Genomic DNA, 16,628 nt, shown 5'->3' with positions numbered 1-16,628 from the left:
CGATGGCCTTTGGCAAGAAGGAAAGCTACGGCAAAGGCAGGGCAGCTGCTCGCAAGCGTCGTCACGCTCGACTGCGCAAGCATGTCAGCGGCACGACCGAGCGCCCTCGCCTCTCAGTGACTCGCTCCACGCGCCACGTCTTCGTCCAGGTCATCGACGACACCGTCGGCAAGACCCTGGTCTCGGCCTCCACCATGGAAGCCGACCTGCGGACATTCGAAGGCGATAAGACCGGCAAAGCCCGCAAGGTGGGCGAGCTGGTTGCTCAGCGCGCCAAGGACGCCGGAATCGATTCCGTCGTCTTCGACCGTGGAGGCAATGCCTACCACGGCCGTGTGCAGGCAATCGCCGAAGGTGCCCGTGAAGGAGGATTGGCCCTATGAGCACTGAAGAGAACAAGGAACAGCAGACAACTGCTGAGACCCGCACCGACAACAGCGGTGACCGTTCCTCCCGTGGCCGCGGCCAGGGTGGACAGGGCGGTCAGGGTCGCGGACGCGGCGAAGGCCGTGGACGCGGTGGTCGCAACGACCGTGAAGACAAGAACCAGTTCATCGAACACGTCATCACGATCAACCGCGTGTCGAAGGTCGTCAAGGGTGGACGTCGGTTCTCCTTCACGGCTCTCGTCGTGGTCGGTGACGGCGACGGCATGGTCGGCATGGGCTACGGCAAGGCGAAGGAAGTTCCTGCCGCCATCGCCAAGGGTGTCGAGGAAGCGAAGAAGAACTTCTTCCGCGTTCCCCGCATCCAGAAGACCATTCCGCACCCTATCCAGGGCGAGGAAGCCGCAGGCGTCGTCCTGCTGCGTCCGGCCGCTCCGGGTACCGGTGTCATCGCCGGTGGACCCGTTCGTGCGGTCCTCGATGCGGCAGGCGTCCAGGACGTCCTGTCCAAGTCGCTGGGCTCGGCGAACGCGATCAACATCGTGCACGCTGCGATCGCCGCGCTGAAGGGCCTTGAGCGTCCGGAAGAGGTCGCGGCTCGCCGTGGCCTGCCCGTCGACGAAGTTGCTCCGCACGCACTGCTGCGAGCAGCTGCTGAAAGTGGGGCGAAGTCCTGATGGCAAAGCTCAAGATTACTCAGCGCAAGTCCGCAATCGGATACCGTCAGAGCCAGCGTGACACGCTGCGTTCGCTCGGTCTCAAGCGGACCAACGACGTTGTGGTGCAGGAAGATCGCCCCGAGATCCGGGGAATGATCAACGCTGTCCGCCACATCGTGACTGTGGAAGAGGTCGATTGATATGTCGAACAACGACTCGCTGAAGCTGCACGATCTGCGCCCTGCTCCCGGAGCCAAGACCGCCAAGACCCGTGTCGGTCGTGGTGAGGCTTCGAAGGGTAAGACCGCCGGACGCGGAACCAAGGGCACGAAGGCCCGCTACCAGGTTCCGCACGGCTTCGAGGGCGGCCAGACCCCGATGCACATGCGTCTGCCCAAGCTGCGTGGATTCAAGAACCCCGCCAAGGTGGAGTTCCAGGTTGTCAACCTCGACAAGCTGTCCAGCCTGTTCCCCGAGGGCGGAGACGTCACCGTCGCCGATCTCGTGGAGAAGGGCGCTGTGCGTGCAAAGCAGCCCGTCAAGGTTCTCGGCACCGGTGAGATCACCGTTGCCCTGAACATCACTGCAGACAAGTTCTCCGGCTCCGCAGCCGAGAAGATCAAGGCTGCAGGCGGAAGCACCAACGAGGCCTGATCCGTTCCACTCGGAACGGATTCCCGGCTTCAACGCTGGTCAAAGGGGGCGGTCACTTCGGTGGCCGCCCCCTTCTGCATCCCTGAACGCCGGCGGCGGTGGTCCGCATACCAGGCCGAGACCGGCCAGACGCCCTCTCGAACACCGCGTGAAACCGCTCCGATGCGATCTCAACCCCTGTCTGAAACCGCTCTGTGACCGCCTCGAACACAGGTTGCGCCGAGTCGCCGCGGGGCTTCGCCGGTTTCGGCCTGGAGGGCATACCCTGGTAGTCTTTTGCAGGTATTTGTCTCAATCGCCAGGTCGCGACCACGACTCTGACTTTTCATCCCCCAACGAGGAGGACGCTTGATCGGCGCAATCCGGAGGGCCTTCAGAACGCCCGACCTGAGGAAGAAACTCCTCTTCACCCTGGGCATTCTTGTCATCTTCCGACTCGGCTCGTTCATTCCTTCGCCTGGAATCGACTACACCAAGGTGCAGGAGTGCGTGGCTTCGCCTCAGCTCAATGAGGGCGGATTCGCCATGATCAACCTCTTCAGCGGCGGCGCGCTGCTGCAGCTGTCGATCTTCGCCCTGGGCATCATGCCGTATATCACCGCGAGCATCATCGTCCAGCTGCTGCGAGTGGTCATTCCTCGCTTCGAAGCCCTCCATAAGGAAGGTGCCTCTGGCCAGGCGAAGCTGACTCAGTACACTCGCTACCTCACCATCGGCCTCGCGATCCTCAACTCGACGACCCTCGTGGCGACCGTGCGCTCCGGTGCACTGTTCGGCGACGTCCAGAACTGCCAGGATCTCATCGCCAACGACACCTGGTGGGGCATTGCCGTCCTCGTCCTCACCCTGACCGCAGGAACCGGCCTGATCATGTGGCTGGGCGAGCAGATCACCGAACACGGTGTGGGCAACGGAATGTCGCTGCTCATCTTCACGTCCGTCGCTTCTGCCTTCCCGTCCTCGCTCGGTGCGATCTTCCGCGAGCAGGGTGTCGACATCTTCATCATCGTCATGGCCGTCGGACTCGTCCTCATCGCCCTCGTCGTCTTCGTCGAGCAGTCGCAGCGCAGGATCCCCGTCCAGTACGCCAAGCGCATGGTGGGACGTCGGATGTTCGGCGGAACGTCGACCTACATCCCGATCAAGGTGAATATGGCCGGTGTCATCCCCGTCATCTTCGCCTCCTCGGTGCTCTACCTGCCGAATCTGATCTCGCAGTTCCTCGACCCGGAATCCAAGGCAGTCGAATGGATCAACACCTACTTCACCCGCGGTGACCATCCTCTCTACATCACCGTGTATGCGCTGCTGACGATCTTCTTCGCCTACTTCTACGTAGCGATCACCTTCAACCCTGAAGAGGTCGCGGACAATATGAAGAAGTACGGCGGCTTCATCCCCGGTATCCGTGCCGGTCGCCCGACCGCCGAGTACCTCAGCTACGTACTCAGCCGCATCAACTTCCCCGGCTCGCTCTACCTGGCTTTCGTCGCCCTCATTCCGCTGATCGCTCTGGTGCTCATCAACGCCAACCAGAACTTCCCGTTCGGCGGCACCTCACTGCTGATCGTCGTCGGCGTCGGCCTCGAAACGGTCAAGCAGATCGACGCGCAGATGCAGCAGCGCCACTACGAGGGTCTGCTGCGCTGATTCGACCGGACGCTGACGTTCAGCGGACATCCCATTGGAAGGACACCTTATGAGTTCACGCATCATCCTGATCGGCCCTCCCGGCGCCGGCAAGGGCACCCAGGCCGCACGCCTGTCCGAGGCGCTCGGCGTCCCGGCCATCTCGACCGGAGACATCTTCCGGGCGAATGTGAAGGGTGAGACCGAACTGGGCAAGCTGGCCAAGCGCTACATGGATGCCGGCGAGTACGTGCCCGACGAGGTCACGAACTCGATGGTCGCCGATCGACTGGCACAGGATGACGCAGCCGAAGGCTTCCTCCTCGATGGGTATCCCCGCACCAGCGCCCAGGTCGACGAACTCGACAGGATCCTCGCTACAGAGGATAAGGCGATCGAGCACGTGGTCGAGCTCACCGCCGACACCGACGAGGTCGTCGCTCGTCTCCTCGCGCGTGCTCAGACCGAGGGCCGCAGCGACGACAGCGAAGACGTCATCCGCCATCGCCTCGACGTCTACGAAGAGCAGACCCAACCGCTGACCGATATCTACCGCAGCCGCGGTCTGCTTCGCCAGGTCGACGGACTCGGCGAAGTCAACGACATCACCGAGCGCATCCTCTCGACCATTCGATGATCTTCGGACCACGTATCGAGCTGAAGACTCCCGCAGAGCTTGAGCTCATGCATCGGGCCGGGCAGCTGACAGCAGAAGTGCTCTCAGCGGCCCGGTCCGCGGCCGTTCCCGGAGCCACCACCGCCGAGGTGGACGCCGCTGCGGAAGCCGTCATCGACGCCGCCGGCGCCCGCTCGAACTTCAAGGGCTATCAGGGATTCCCTGCGGTCGTGTGCATATCCGTGAACGAGGAGATCGTCCACGGCATCCCGGGATCCCGTGTCCTCAACGCCGGGGACATCGTGTCGATCGACGGCGGCGCCGTCGTCGACGGCTTTCACGGGGACTCGGCGCTGACGATGATCGTCGGCGGCGAAGAAGCAGGCACTGCAGCCGACCGTGAGCTGTCGTCTGCCACCGAGGCGGCTATGTGGGCAGGCATCGCGGCATTCGCGACCGGTACGAAGGTCAGCGACATCGGCGACGCCATCGATGACTTCGTCTCCGAATCATTCCCCCACCTGGGCCTCGTCGAGGAATTCACCGGACACGGCATCGGCACTTCCATGCACATGGCGCCTGAGGTCCTCAACTACCGTGCACGCTCGAACGGCCCGAAGATCAAGCCCGGAATGTGCCTGGCGATCGAGCCGATGCTCACCACGGGAGGTGCGGACACGCGCACTCTCGCCGACGACTGGACTGTCGTGACGGCGGATGGGTCACGGGCGAGCCACTGGGAACACAGCGTGGCCCGCCATGATGGGGGAGTCTGGGTACTCACAGCCGCCGACGGGGGAGCGGCCGGGCTGGCGCCGTTCGGAATCACTCCCGTGGCTCCGAAAGACGCCTGAGGGGAGAACTCAGGCGGCCGGCATCTGCTTTCTCAGGGCAGACCTGCCGACGAAGTAGACTGCGGCGAAGGTTCCGGACGCCGCCATCAGTGCGAGTGCGAACATCCACGTGGCCGTCTCGGCGATGGTGAATCCGAAGATCTGGAATGCGCAGAAGGCGATGAAAGCCGTGATCGCTCCCGCCAGCAGTCCGGAGGTGCGGGCCGTCTGGTAGGCGCGCTGATCCAGTGTGTGCTTCTCGTCATCCATGTCGTGGCTCCTCGTCGCTTGGCTGCGATCTCGGTCCTGTCGGCACCGATCCTTGTGTCTTCACGGTAGAATCCGGCCATGACGAGTGTCCACAATGTCCCGAAACGTCGGACAGATGTGGGCGATCGGTATCGGATGACGCGGATCGCCTTCGACGTGGTCTCCGTTTTCGGGTGCCTGCAAGCCAGTGGACTGCCGGGACCCGTCATCGTCAGCGTGCTGCGTGAACACGGGTATTCCTCCTCGAGCGTTCACAATCAGCTCGTACGGATGGTCCAACGAGGCATCATCAGCAGCGAACGAATCGGGCGGGTCTCCATCTACCGTCTGAGCGAACAGATCCTCTCAGATTTCGGTGACATCGCAGGCGATCACGTCTTCCCCGACTATGCGGGGCGCTTCCACACCATCGTGTATTCGGTTCCGGAAGCTGAACGCGGACTGCGCGACCGACTGCAGTACATTGCGCGGAGCTTGGGATACAGACAGCTGAGACCGGGAATCCTCATCGGCTTCGCAGACCAGTCCAGACTGCTCTCGAAGAGACTGCCCCACATCCCTGTTCCCGGCTGGTCAGAGGCCGGAGTGCTGACCCCCGAGTCCCTCGCGGCGGCACGCAGGATGACGACTCGGGCATTCGAACTCGACGCGGCTCTCGCCCAGCTGCCGCCTCTGGAAGAGCGCATGAACGCATTGAGTTCGGGGGGTTCGGCACCCGGCACGGGTTGCGCAGGGCTGAGCCTGGGAAGCTTCTTCGATCTGTACTACGACGTCGCCCGTGCAGTGATGACCCACCCGCTGCTGCCGGAAACTCTCGTCGACGGGACTCAGCCGGCTTTGCGGTTCCGTGCGCTGATGCGGCAGTGCAATCTCGAATACTATCTGCGCTTCGATCGGCTGATCCGCGAGTGCGCGGGAGCAAGCTCATCCTTCGAACTCATCGAATGGCTGCCCGAAGACTGATCAGTGTCGGTTGTGGAGGCCATTGGACATGTCGGTCAGAGGGCCCAGGGCATGGTGGTCAGAGTATCCGGGCGATCCTCTTGACCGCTTCGGTGAGCAGAGGTCGGGGGAGTGCGAAGTTGAAGCGGATATGTCCGGCCCCGACCTCACCGCAGAGTCGACCTTCGGTCACGGCCACCTCGGCGCGGGATCGGATGTGATCGGACAGGTTCGACTCCAGTCCATAGCCGCGCAGATCCAGCCAGGCCAGATAAGTGCCTTCCGGTTCGATATAGGCGGCACCCGGCAGCAGTGACCCGACGAGATCGGTGAAGTGGTCGCGGTTGCCTTTGAGGTAGCCGGTGACTTCGCTCAGCCAGTCATTCGCATGCGTGTAGGCGGCGGTGGTGGCGAGTATCCCCGGGTTCGACGCGGCTCCGGAGACGAACTGTCCCTTCTTCGCCCAGACCTCACGGTCGCTGGGGGAGGTGAGGATGAGCTGGGCACATTTGAGGCCGGGGATGTTGAAGGCCTTCGATGCGGCTGTCGCGGTGGCGGTGTGGGCGGCGGTCGCCTCGGTGAGAGTGGCATACGGAATGTGCCGCGCGGGGGCGTAGACGACCGGTGCATGGATCTCATCGGAGAACACCCGGGCACCGGCCTTCTCCACGACGTCGGCGAGGGCCAGCAGTTCGGCCTCGGTGCAGACCTTGCCGATCGGGTTGTGCGGATTGCACAGGACGAACGTGGCTCCGGGAGTGAGGGCAGAGGCGATGGCATCGAGGTCGAATGACCAGCCGGACTCCGATCGCAGCATCGGGACTTCGATGAGCTCGCGGCCGGTCACTCGCGCGACATCGAAGAACGGCATATAAGCCGGTGTCGGCAGCACGATCGGAGTGTCCGGTGGGGTGAGGTGGGTGAGGACGCCGAGGAACGCGGCCAGCACATCACTGGCCGGTTCGATATGACCGACGGGGATCCGCCACCCGTAGTGCTCGGAGCAGAAACGCGAGGTCGATGTTCTCAAGTCAGCGGTCAGGTCGGCGGGAGCATAGCCGTAGAGGTCGCGATCGTCGATGGTCTGCAGCGACTGCCGCACCGCGGGAGCCACCCCGAAGTCCATCTCGGCGATGAAGGCGCCGATGGAGCCGGGGAAGGACGACCACTTGCGGCCGCCCTTCGCGACAAGGGACTCCTCGGTGATGGCATCGAAATCGGACATCTCTGTACTCCTCTTCGGGGACTGCGTCGGGTGCGGTTCTCACGCTAGCAGTCGGGGCGGCCGAGGTGCGGTCCATTCGTCGTCAGGGGACATGGGAACGGTGCGCCGCCTCGGCGAAGATGGGATTGTAAGGGACTTCACGCTCAGAAGCGAACACCGTGTGGAAGATTCTTTCTCCGTAGTGTAGGGTTGATGATTGGTCTGTTCTCATTCAACTCACCCTTTTTCAGATGTGGGCGGCTTCTGCCATCCACTTCTTTTATGTGGTGACGAGGACTGCAGACCGAGGGGTCACCGGCATTGAGTCGGTGATACACGATTACGTCGAACGCGAAGGTTTCGCGGGAATACGAGGTTAGCGAACGATATGGCCAAAAAAGAAGGGGTCATTGAGATCGAAGGCACCGTTGTCGAGGCTCTGCCGAACGCATCGTTTCGGGTTGAGCTGAGCAACGGGCACAAGGTGCTCGCACATATCTCCGGAAAGATGCGTCAGCACTATATCCGCATCCTTCCCGAGGACCGGGTCATTGTGGAGCTGTCTCCATACGATCTCTCGCGCGGACGAATCGTTTACCGCTACAAGTAAGGATCTTCGATCATTCGCGTCCTGTCCGGCCGGGCAGGGACCGAAAGAAGGAAAAACGATGAAGGTTAAGCCCAGCGTCAAGAAGATCTGCGAGAACTGCCAGATTACCCGCCGTCACGGCCGGGTCATCGTCATCTGCTCCAACCCGCGCCACAAGCAGCGCCAGGGCTGAGCAGCTCGTTTCGAGCAGATCGAGGCTCCACAGCGGAGCCTCAGCAGCACCACACCCGCGCAAACCTCGCCATCTGCGTTCGGAGCCATGAGAAGTGAGAGCTTCCGGGGAACGGACACAGGACGATACCTCCGGTCGGGGGCCGGAGACCTTGGGAGACCAAGGACAGGTTTGCATCAGCACCTCCGAAACAACAACAGGAGACAGTACCCATGGCACGACTTGCCGGAGTCGACATCCCGCGTGAAAAGCGCGTGGAAGTCGCCTTGACTTACATCTATGGTGTGGGCCGCACCCGTGCGCGCCAGACCCTGACCGAAACGGGAATCAGCCCTGATACCCGTGTGAAGGACTTGAGCGACGCAGAGCTCGTCCAGCTGCGTGACTACATCGAGGGCACATTCCAGGTTGAGGGTGACCTCCGTCGTGAGGTGGCCGCCGATATCCGCCGCAAGGTCGAAATCGGAAGCTATGAAGGCCTGCGTCACCGCCGCGGTCTGCCGGTTCGCGGTCAGCGGACCAAGACGAATGCGCGTACCCGCAAGGGACCGAAGCGCACCGTGGCCGGTAAGAAGAAGTAACACGCTCACTCGGTTGGCTGAGGCCAACCACCTCGATCAGGAGTAGGACATATGCCTCCCAAGTCACGCGCCGCTACAGTGCGCAAGCCTCGCCGCAAGCTGAAGAAGAATATCGTTGCCGGCCAGGCCCACATCAAATCAACCTTCAACAACACCATCGTGTCGATCACCGATCCGACCGGTGCTGTCATCTCCTGGGCCTCCTCAGGTGAGATCGGCTTCAAGGGTTCGCGCAAGTCGACCCCGTACGCCGCTCAGATGGCTGCTGAATCGGCTGCTCGCCGGGCGCAGGAACACGGCCTGAAGAAGGTCGACGTGTTCGTCAAGGGACCGGGCTCGGGCCGCGAGACCGCCATCCGTTCGCTGCAGGCCGCCGGCCTGGAACTGGGAACCATCCAGGATGTCACTCCCGTTCCGTTCAACGGCTGCCGTCCCCCCAAGCGCCGCCGCGGCTGATCCTTCCGTGGAACTGCAACGGATGACGGGTGAGATCCCGACATCGGTCGCAGAACGGATTCCCAGATAACCCGAACCGTTCTTCATGGCCTTTAAGGCCATGACGTGCAGTGCGAACGTCATATAGCGGATGTTCGCTGAAAGGAAGCCCACGTGCTCATTGCACAGCGCCCAACGCTCACGGAAGAAGTCGTCTCCGATAACCGCTCACGGTTCGCCATCGAACCGCTCGAGCCCGGATTCGGCTACACCCTCGGCAACTCGCTTCGCCGGACCCTGCTGTCCTCGATCCCTGGTGCCGCCGTCACGTCCATCCGGATCGACGGAGTGCTCCACGAGTTCAGCACCGTGCCGGGAGTCAAAGAGGATGTCACAGAATTCATCCTCAACCTGAAGTCCCTGGTCGTATCGTCCGAATTCGACGAACCGGTCGTCGCCTACCTGCGCAAGCAGGGACCTGGCACCGTGACCGCTGCCGATGTCTCTGCTCCTGCCGGGGTCGAGATCCACAATCCGGACCTGCACATCGCCACACTGAATGGTGAGGGTCGTCTGGACATGGAACTGACCATCGAACGTGGACGCGGATACGTTTCGAGCGCTCAGAACAAGAACGCGGATGCAGAGATCGGCCGGATTCCGGTCGATTCGATCTACTCCCCGGTTCTCAAGGTCACCTACAAGGTCGAAGCCACGCGTGTCGAACAGCGCACCGACTTCGATCGTCTGGTCCTCGACGTCGAAACCAAGCCCTCGATGACCCCGCGCGATGCCATCGCATCTGCGGGCAAGACCCTGGTCGAACTCTTCGGCCTGGCTCGAGAGCTCAACGTCGAAGCTGAAGGTATCGAGATCGGACCCTCGCCTGTGGACGCGGCACTCGCCGCCGACCTGGCGCTGGCGATCGAAGATCTCGACCTGACCGTGCGCTCCTACAACTGCCTCAAGCGCGAAGGCATCCACACCGTCGGCGAACTCGTTGCTCGCAGCGAAGCCGACCTGATGGATATCCGCAACTTTGGTTCGAAGTCGATCGACGAGGTCAAGGCGAAGCTCAACGAGCTCGGCCTGAGCCTCAAGGACAGTCCTGCCGGGTTCGAAGCCGGTCTCGTTGATGAGGACCAGTCCTACGTCGAAGACGAACAGTACTGATTAAGACCTAGGAGTAACTGACAATGCCAACCCCAACCAAGGGTCCCCGCCTCGGCGGTTCGCCCACACACGAGCGCATGATGCTCAACAACCTGGCAGCCCAGCTGTTCGAGCACAAGCAGATCAAGACGACTGTGACGAAGGCCAAGCGCCTGCGTCCGGTTGCCGAGCGCATGATCACGAACGCCAAGAAGGGTGACCTGGCCGCACGTCGTCGCGTGCTCGGCCAGATCTCCGACAAGTCGATCGTGCACGAGCTCTTCACCTCGATCGCCGAAACGATGGCCGAGCGTCCCGGTGGATACACCCGTATCACCAAGATCGGCCCCCGTCCCGGCGACAACGCCCCGATGGCCGTCATCGAACTGGTCCTCGAGCCCTACTCGCCGAAGCAGGCAACCGTGAAGGAAGCCGAACAGGCCACCGCCGCTGCCGCTCCGGCAGAAGAGGCACCGGCTGAGGCTGAGGTCGTCGACGAGGCTCCGGCCGAAGACGCCGCAGTCGAGGCAGAGTCAGCCGAGGCTGACGCCGAGACCGCTGAAGAGTCCTCCGAGGCTGCCGAGGAGAAGTAAGCTCCTCGACCGACTCACGGCTCGGATCTCCGCAGCCGTGAGTCACACACTTCAGGCGGGCACCGTCACAGGTGCCCGCCTGAAGTGTATTCACCGCTGGCGCGAGGATCGACGAGGACGTGCAGGCCGCCTCGGTGGGGTCAGTTTTCACGCACCTGTCCGACCACCTCGGCGTGATTGATTGCTCTTCGTTCCAATCATCGGTTTCGATTCAGATGATTGGAACGAAGAGCGATTACTCCGGTACGCAACCTGAGGTTCTCAACGCAATGTGATGTCACCGCATGAGTGACCGGCGCCCCGTCTGATCGGGCAGGCATCTGCAGACGTACCGCGATCCGTTCAGTGCGCCGACGGTAAGTAAGCCATGGGCCAAACTGACGTCTCGATATGACGAAGGCCAGAACACCGTCGTGTCCCGGCCCTCGATCAGTTCGCGTCGGCTCTCGCTTCACGCGTCGGTTCTCACCTCACACGGGAGAGTTCCACGGATTCGTCGAATTCGATGTCAGAGGCCTCATCGTGCTTGTAGGTGAAGCGACTGACGACCACGGCGACGATGAGGTTGACGATGAAGCCGGGAATGATCTCGTAGATCGCATCCGTCATCGGGGTGCTCACCTGGCCCCAGACGAAGGCCACGACCGCGCCGGAGAGCAGACCGAACAGGGCGCCCCAGTTGCTCAGACGCTTCCAGAACAGAGTGAGCAGGACGATCGGCCCGAAGGAGGCGCCGAAGCCTGCCCACGCGAAGGCGACGAGGTCGAGGATGCTGTTCGATGGTGAGATCGCGAGGACGACTGCGATGACGGCGACGACGAGCACGCCGAGGCGGCCGAGCAGTACGTAGGTCTTGTCCTGCAGCGTTCTCGTGGATCCGGTGCGCAGGGCGACGATCTTGAACAGATCCTCGATGAGCGCTGACGACGTGACGACGAGCTGCGAGGAGATCGTCGACATGATGGCTGCCAGTACCGCAGCCAAGACGAGGCCGGCGATGAACGGGTGGAAGAGGATCTGCGCGAGGTCGAGGAAGACGGTTTCGGCGTCTGCGGGTTCCATATCCGCGTGCTGAGAGAAGTAGGAGATGCCGACGATGGCGGTGGCGACGGCACCGAGCGCCGAGATCGCCATCCAGCCGACGCCGATGCGCCGAGCGACGGTGGCATCGGCGGGAGTGCGCAGGGCCATGAAGCGCACGATGATGTGCGGCTGGCCGAAGTAGCCCAGTCCCCAGGCCAGGGCGGACACGATCGACGCGATCGTCGCGAAGGTCCAGAATTCGTCTGAGCCGAAGAGGCTGAGCAGACCGGGATCGATTTCGGTGACGTTGTTGACTACCGTCGTCGGCCCGCCGGCGTTGATGACGGCGACGATCGGCACAGCCACCAGAGCAGCGAACATCAGCAGACCCTGGGCGACATCCGTGAGAGTCGCGCCGAGGAATCCGCCGAAGAGGGTGTAGATCATCGTGATCGCGGCGACGAGGAGCATTCCTCCGAGGTAGTTGAGTCCGAAGCTCGACTCGAAGAATTTGCCGGCCGCCACCATGCCCGACGAGACGTAGAAGGTGAAGAAGACCAGAATGATGATGCCGCAGACGATGCGCAGCAGTCGTGTCCGGTCTTTGAGCCGCTGTTCGAAGAAGCTGGGGATCGTGATCGAGTCGCCGGCCTTCTCCGTGAACGCACGCAGCCGAGGCGCGACGATCTTCCAGTTGACCCAGGCGCCGACGGTCAGGCCGATAGCGATCCAGGCTTCGATGAGCCCGGAGACGTAGATGGCGCCGGGCAGACCCATGAGCAGCCACCCCGACATATCGGAGGCGCCGGCGCTCAGCGCGGCAACGCTGGGTCGCAGTCCACGTCCCGCGAGCATGTAGTCGTCGAGGTTGTTCTTCGTCTTGCGGTAGGCAAACCAGCCGATGGCCAGCATGCCGATGAAGTAGAGGACGATCGCGATCGTGCGGAAAGTGGTTTCCGACATTTGAGCTCAGCTCCTTCGATAGGCCGAGCCGACCTTACAGGACAAGAGGTCGCAGGTGTGAATTTCCTGTGCACCTCCTTGTTGCGAGAGTACACAGCGACACTGCTGGAGCGGCAGGCTCAGTCGAAGACGACGGTGCGATGGCCGTCCATGAGCACGCGGCCTTCGGCATGCCAAGCGACGGCCCGAGCGAGCACGGCCGCTTCGACGTCCTGACCGTGCCGGACGAAATCGGCGATCGCCTGATTGTGATCGACGCGGGCCACATCCTGTTCGATGATCGGCCCCTCGTCGAGGTCACTGGTGACGTAGTGGGCAGTCGCGCCGATGATCTTCACGCCTCGGGCATGCGCCTGATGGTAGGGCTTTGCGCCCTTGAAGCTCGGCAGGAACGAATGGTGGATATTGATGACCCGGCCCTCGAGGCGGGCGCAGAGGTCGGGGGAGAGGATCTGCATGTATCGGGCCAAGACGATGAGTTCGACCTCGAGGTCATCGACGAGAGTCGAGAGCCTCGCCTCGGCGTCGGCCTTCGTCTCCCGGGTGATCGGAATATGGTGGAAATCGTGGCCGTGGAATTCGGCGAGCGGACGCAGATCGGCATGGTTGCCGGCGACGCCGACGATGTCGATGGGCAGCTGACCGGCCGAATGCCGGAACAGCAGAGTGTTGAGGCAGTGCGCGGCCTTGGACACCATGATCAGGGTGCGGGTCTTCTTCTCCACCGGTTGCAGGCTCACAGTCATCGCGAACCGGGGAGCCACCTCGGCGAGTGCCTCTTCCACGGTCTGGGCCGTGGTCTCTGCAGGCGTCGAGAACTGCAGGCGCAGGAAGAACTGACGGGAATCGGGGGAGGAGAACTGCTGGGATTCGGTGATGTTGCCGCCCAGGCCCGCGAGCACCCCGGTCACGGCGTGGACGATGCCGGTCGAATCGGGGCAGGTGACTCTCAGGATCCATTCGCAGCTCATGGACTCGATCCTAATCGGTGGCTGCGCTCAACGCCCACTCCGAGTCGGCATCCGGATGGCGGTCGCGGCCCCGGAAGCAAGCGGCGTCGCTGTTAGCATGGTGCCGGGTGACGGCCGCGGTTTGCGCGCTGCCTCGCTCCCATCATCGGATGCCACAGGAGAGTACTCATGACCGAAAACTCGATGCAGGCTTCGCTTGCCGACATCGACCCGCAGATTGCCGAAGTCCTCGACCTCGAGCTGGGCCGCCAGCGGTCGACGCTCGAGATGATCGCCTCGGAGAATTTCGTCCCGCGCGCCGTGCTGGAAGCACAGGGGTCGGTGCTGACGAACAAGTACGCCGAGGGGTATCCCGGCAAGCGCTACTACGGCGGCTGCGAATACGTCGACGTCGCGGAGGACTTCGCCATCGACCGCGCCAAGAGCCTCTTCGGCGCCGACTACGCGAACGTCCAGCCCCATTCCGGTGCCTCGGCCAACGCCGCTGTCATGCACGCTCTGGCCCGTCAGGGTGACAAGATGCTCGGGCTGTCCCTGGCCCATGGCGGGCACCTCACCCACGGTATGAAGATCAACTTCTCCGGACGCCTCTACGATGTCGCCTCCTACGAGGTCGACCCCGATACCTACCGCATCGATATGGACAAGGTGCGCGAGAAGGCTCTCGAACACCGCCCCGAGGTCATCGTCGCCGGCTGGTCGGCCTACCCTCGTCAGCTGGACTTCCAGGCCTTCCGCGATATCGCCGACGAAGTCGGTGCGAAGCTGTGGGTCGATATGGCCCACTTCGCCGGACTCGTCGCCGCCGGTCTGCACCCGAACCCGGTGCCGTTCGCCGATGTCGTGTCCTCGACGGTGCACAAGACCATCGGCGGGCCCCGGTCCGGTTTCATCCTCGGCAAGGAGGAGTACGCGAAGAAGCTCAACTCCGCCGTGTTCCCGGGACAGCAGGGTGGACCGCTCATGCATGTCATCGCCGCGAAAGCCGTGGCGTTCAAGCTCGCGGCCTCTGCCGAGTTCAAGGAACGTCAGGAACGCACCGTGCGCGGTGCTCAGATCCTGGCTGAGCGCCTGCTGGCCTCCGACGTCGCTGACGCCGGAGCCACCGTGCTCACCGGCGGCACAGATGTCCACCTCGTGCTCGTCGACCTGCGCAACTCCGCCCTCGACGGACAGCAGGCCGAAGATCTTCTGCACTCGGTCGGCATCACCGTCAACCGCAATGCCGTGCCCTTCGACCCGCGTCCGCCGATGGTCACCTCGGGGCTGCGCATCGGCACCCCGGCACTGGCCACCCGCGGATTCGGCGACAACGAATTCACCGAGGTCGCTGACGTCATCGCCGAGGCGCTCAAGCCCGGTGCCGACGTCGAGGCACTCGCCTCACGCGTGAAGAAGCTGAGCGACGACTTCCCCCTCTACGAAGGACTGGAGCAGTACTGATGGGTGCACAGATCCTCGACGGCAGAGCCTGCGCGAAGCAGATCAAGGCCGAACTCACCGAGGCGGTGGCGACCCTGGCAGAATCCGGAATCGTTCCGGGCCTCGGCACAGTGCTGGTGGGGGAGGACCCCGGTTCGAAGTGGTACGTCGCGGGCAAGCACCGTGACTGTGCCGAGGTCGGAATCAGTTCGATCCGCCGCGACTTGCCCGAGTCGGTAAGCCAGGAAGAGCTGCTGGCGGTCATCGACGAGCTCAACAACGATGACGCCTGCACCGGCTACATCGTGCAGCTTCCGCTGCCGGACCATATCGACACGGACACGATCCTCGAAGCCATCGATCCGGCTAAGGACGCCGACGGCCTGCATCCGACCAACCTCGGCCGACTCGTGCTCAACGTGAACTCGGAGATTACCACTCCGCTGCCGTGCACTCCGCGCGGTGTCATCGAGCTGATCACCCGCAACGGCATCGATCTGGCCGGCAAGCATGTCGTGGTCATCGGTCGCGGGGTCACCGTGGGCCGGTCCATCGGTGCACTGCTGACTCGGCGTGAGCACAATGCGACCGTGACTCTGACGCACACCGGAACGCGCGATCTTGATGAGCTGTTGGCTCAGGCCGATGTCATCGTCGCGGCCGCCGGGGCGGCTCGCATCGTGAAGGCGGAGGCGGTCAAACCCGGAGCGATCGTCCTCGACGTGGGAGTCTCGCGTGAGACGGACCCGGAGACGGGGAAGTCGAAGATCGTCGGAGACGTGGATCCGGCGGTCGCCGAGGTGGCGTCCTGGGTCTCACCGAACCCCGGAGGCGTCGGACCGATGACTCGAGCCCTGCTGCTCAAGAATGTCGTCGACACCGCCCAACGCTCAGCCAACTGACCCCTATTACTACCTGACGGCGGCCCAGCAACCTCGCGCGAGGTTGCTGGGCCGCCGTCAGGTAGTTCTGGGAGGGTGGGCGGTGCCGGGTGCTCAGTCCTCGGGGAACTTGAGCTCGAAGAAGACGCGCGGGTTGCCCGGGCCGGCATAGTCCTCGATGAGCTCTCCGCTGAAGCCCATGGAGGAGTGGAACGAGATCGCACCCGAGGACTCCGGCATCGTCGTCGCCTGAACCGAGGAGGCACCGAGCTGACGGGAATGGTCGATGAAGTGCTGGTAGAGATGACGGCCGATTCCCTGGTGACGGAAATCCGACCGCGCTGCCACCAGGTGGATGTAGGCAGGACCATCATGGGGAATGACGCCGAGCAGGTATCCGACGATCTCCGAACGGTAGCGGGCGACGAGCCCCGAGGTGACGAACTGACGGAACCAGTAGGCATCATGGTCACCGCTGAGATCGCGGTCTCCCCAGAAGTTGGCTTGGGCGTCGAGCAGGAATTCGCGCATCTCGCGGGCGTCGACCTCATCGAGCGGACTGATGCTCAGCTGCTCGGTGTCGATAGTTTCGTCAACGGCCATTGCGCCTCCTGATGTGTTCGTACTTACCC

General features: G+C 63.0%; 21 protein-coding genes. 16 read left to right on the top strand and 5 right to left on the bottom strand.

What is annotated here, in order from left to right:
• Positions 1 to 2 precede the first annotated feature (2 nt).
• From rplR to map, 7 genes are all read left to right on the top strand, one after another.
• Complete coding sequence (gene rplR, locus ACU4IU_RS03055; RefSeq protein ID WP_092015640.1) at positions 3 to 383, top strand: 50S ribosomal protein L18; 381 nt, start codon at positions 3 to 5, stop codon at positions 381 to 383.
• On the top strand, positions 380 to 1,063 hold the full coding sequence (rpsE, locus tag ACU4IU_RS03050; RefSeq protein ID WP_446655859.1) for a 30S ribosomal protein S5: 684 nt from the start codon (positions 380 to 382) through the stop codon (positions 1,061 to 1,063). The genes rplR and rpsE overlap by 4 nt, the downstream gene beginning before the upstream one ends.
• Positions 1,063 to 1,245, top strand: coding sequence for a 50S ribosomal protein L30 (gene rpmD, locus ACU4IU_RS03045; protein WP_025777914.1), 183 nt, complete (start codon positions 1,063 to 1,065; stop codon positions 1,243 to 1,245). Before rpsE ends, rpmD begins: the two co-directional genes overlap by 1 nt.
• A 1-nt stretch (position 1,246) precedes the next feature.
• Positions 1,247 to 1,699, top strand: a complete 453-nt coding sequence (gene rplO / locus ACU4IU_RS03040; RefSeq protein WP_101546948.1) for a 50S ribosomal protein L15 — start codon at positions 1,247 to 1,249, stop codon at positions 1,697 to 1,699.
• Positions 1,700 to 2,047: 348 nt separating this feature from the next.
• The gene (gene secY / locus ACU4IU_RS03035; protein WP_446655858.1) at positions 2,048 to 3,349 is read left to right on the top strand and encodes a preprotein translocase subunit SecY; all 1,302 of its coding nucleotides are present in this window, start codon (positions 2,048 to 2,050) and stop codon (positions 3,347 to 3,349) included.
• 49 nt (positions 3,350 to 3,398) lie between these two features.
• A complete protein-coding gene (locus ACU4IU_RS03030; protein ID WP_446655857.1) occupies positions 3,399 to 3,965 on the top strand; it encodes an adenylate kinase in 567 nt (188 codons plus the stop codon).
• Entirely contained in the window at positions 3,962 to 4,798 is an 837-nt protein-coding gene (gene map / locus ACU4IU_RS03025; protein ID WP_446655856.1) for a type I methionyl aminopeptidase, read from the top strand. The genes ACU4IU_RS03030 and map overlap by 4 nt, the downstream gene beginning before the upstream one ends.
• Positions 4,799 to 4,807: 9 nt before the next feature.
• Here the strand turns inward: map and ACU4IU_RS03020 are convergent, their stop codons facing one another.
• Positions 4,808 to 5,047 (bottom strand): hypothetical protein, encoded by a 240-nt coding sequence (locus ACU4IU_RS03020; protein ID WP_139468546.1) that lies wholly within the window; start codon positions 5,045 to 5,047, stop codon positions 4,808 to 4,810.
• Between the two features lie 78 nt (positions 5,048 to 5,125).
• On the opposite strand from ACU4IU_RS03020, the gene ACU4IU_RS03015 reads away from it, so the two are divergent.
• A complete protein-coding gene (locus tag ACU4IU_RS03015) occupies positions 5,126 to 6,010 on the top strand; it encodes a PaaX family transcriptional regulator (RefSeq protein WP_446655855.1) in 885 nt (294 codons plus the stop codon).
• A gap of 58 nt (positions 6,011 to 6,068) precedes the next feature.
• Here the strand turns inward: ACU4IU_RS03015 and ACU4IU_RS03010 are convergent, their stop codons facing one another.
• Complete coding sequence (locus tag ACU4IU_RS03010; RefSeq protein ID WP_376906952.1) at positions 6,069 to 7,214, bottom strand: MalY/PatB family protein; 1,146 nt, start codon at positions 7,212 to 7,214, stop codon at positions 6,069 to 6,071.
• 367 nt (positions 7,215 to 7,581) lie between these two features.
• Here ACU4IU_RS03010 and infA point away from each other — a divergent pair, with 367 nt between their 5' ends.
• From infA to rplQ, 6 genes are all read left to right on the top strand, one after another.
• Positions 7,582 to 7,803 carry a translation initiation factor IF-1 gene (gene infA, locus ACU4IU_RS03005; RefSeq protein WP_009379245.1) on the top strand — a complete coding sequence of 74 codons (222 nt, stop codon included), beginning with the start codon at positions 7,582 to 7,584 and terminating at the stop codon, positions 7,801 to 7,803.
• Between the two features lie 58 nt (positions 7,804 to 7,861).
• The gene (gene rpmJ / locus ACU4IU_RS03000; RefSeq protein WP_009884960.1) at positions 7,862 to 7,975 is read left to right on the top strand and encodes a 50S ribosomal protein L36; all 114 of its coding nucleotides are present in this window, start codon (positions 7,862 to 7,864) and stop codon (positions 7,973 to 7,975) included.
• A 212-nt stretch (positions 7,976 to 8,187) separates the two neighbouring features.
• Entirely contained in the window at positions 8,188 to 8,556 is a 369-nt protein-coding gene (gene rpsM, locus ACU4IU_RS02995; RefSeq protein WP_025777905.1) for a 30S ribosomal protein S13, read from the top strand.
• A 51-nt stretch (positions 8,557 to 8,607) separates the two neighbouring features.
• Positions 8,608 to 9,012, top strand: a complete 405-nt coding sequence (gene rpsK, locus ACU4IU_RS02990; protein ID WP_025777904.1) for a 30S ribosomal protein S11 — start codon at positions 8,608 to 8,610, stop codon at positions 9,010 to 9,012.
• 153 nt (positions 9,013 to 9,165) lie between these two features.
• Positions 9,166 to 10,164, top strand: a complete 999-nt coding sequence (locus ACU4IU_RS02985) for a DNA-directed RNA polymerase subunit alpha (protein ID WP_025777903.1) — start codon at positions 9,166 to 9,168, stop codon at positions 10,162 to 10,164.
• 23 nt (positions 10,165 to 10,187) lie between these two features.
• Positions 10,188 to 10,736 carry a 50S ribosomal protein L17 gene (gene rplQ / locus ACU4IU_RS02980; protein WP_139468543.1) on the top strand — a complete coding sequence of 183 codons (549 nt, stop codon included), beginning with the start codon at positions 10,188 to 10,190 and terminating at the stop codon, positions 10,734 to 10,736.
• A 465-nt stretch (positions 10,737 to 11,201) separates the two neighbouring features.
• On the opposite strand, the gene putP is transcribed toward rplQ, so the two are convergent.
• Entirely contained in the window at positions 11,202 to 12,722 is a 1,521-nt protein-coding gene (putP, locus tag ACU4IU_RS02975) for a sodium/proline symporter PutP (RefSeq protein ID WP_434594469.1), read from the bottom strand.
• A gap of 119 nt (positions 12,723 to 12,841) precedes the next feature.
• Complete coding sequence (gene purU, locus ACU4IU_RS02970) at positions 12,842 to 13,693, bottom strand: formyltetrahydrofolate deformylase (RefSeq protein ID WP_420095749.1); 852 nt, start codon at positions 13,691 to 13,693, stop codon at positions 12,842 to 12,844.
• A gap of 168 nt (positions 13,694 to 13,861) precedes the next feature.
• Between purU and glyA the strand changes: the two genes are divergently transcribed.
• Entirely contained in the window at positions 13,862 to 15,136 is a 1,275-nt protein-coding gene (gene glyA, locus ACU4IU_RS02965) for a serine hydroxymethyltransferase (protein ID WP_446655854.1), read from the top strand.
• Entirely contained in the window at positions 15,136 to 16,017 is an 882-nt protein-coding gene (locus ACU4IU_RS02960; RefSeq protein ID WP_446655853.1) for a bifunctional methylenetetrahydrofolate dehydrogenase/methenyltetrahydrofolate cyclohydrolase, read from the top strand. Before glyA ends, ACU4IU_RS02960 begins: the two co-directional genes overlap by 1 nt.
• A 93-nt stretch (positions 16,018 to 16,110) precedes the next feature.
• Here ACU4IU_RS02960 and ACU4IU_RS02955 read toward each other — a convergent pair whose 3' ends face one another.
• A complete protein-coding gene (locus ACU4IU_RS02955; RefSeq protein ID WP_139468538.1) occupies positions 16,111 to 16,599 on the bottom strand; it encodes a GNAT family N-acetyltransferase in 489 nt (162 codons plus the stop codon).
• Positions 16,600 to 16,628 lie beyond the last annotated feature (29 nt).

The sequence above is a fragment of the Brevibacterium sp. CSND-B09 genome, from assembly GCF_052906525.1.
Note: the sequence above shows the minus strand (reverse complement) of the source record. Positions and strands in the feature narration are given on the sequence as shown.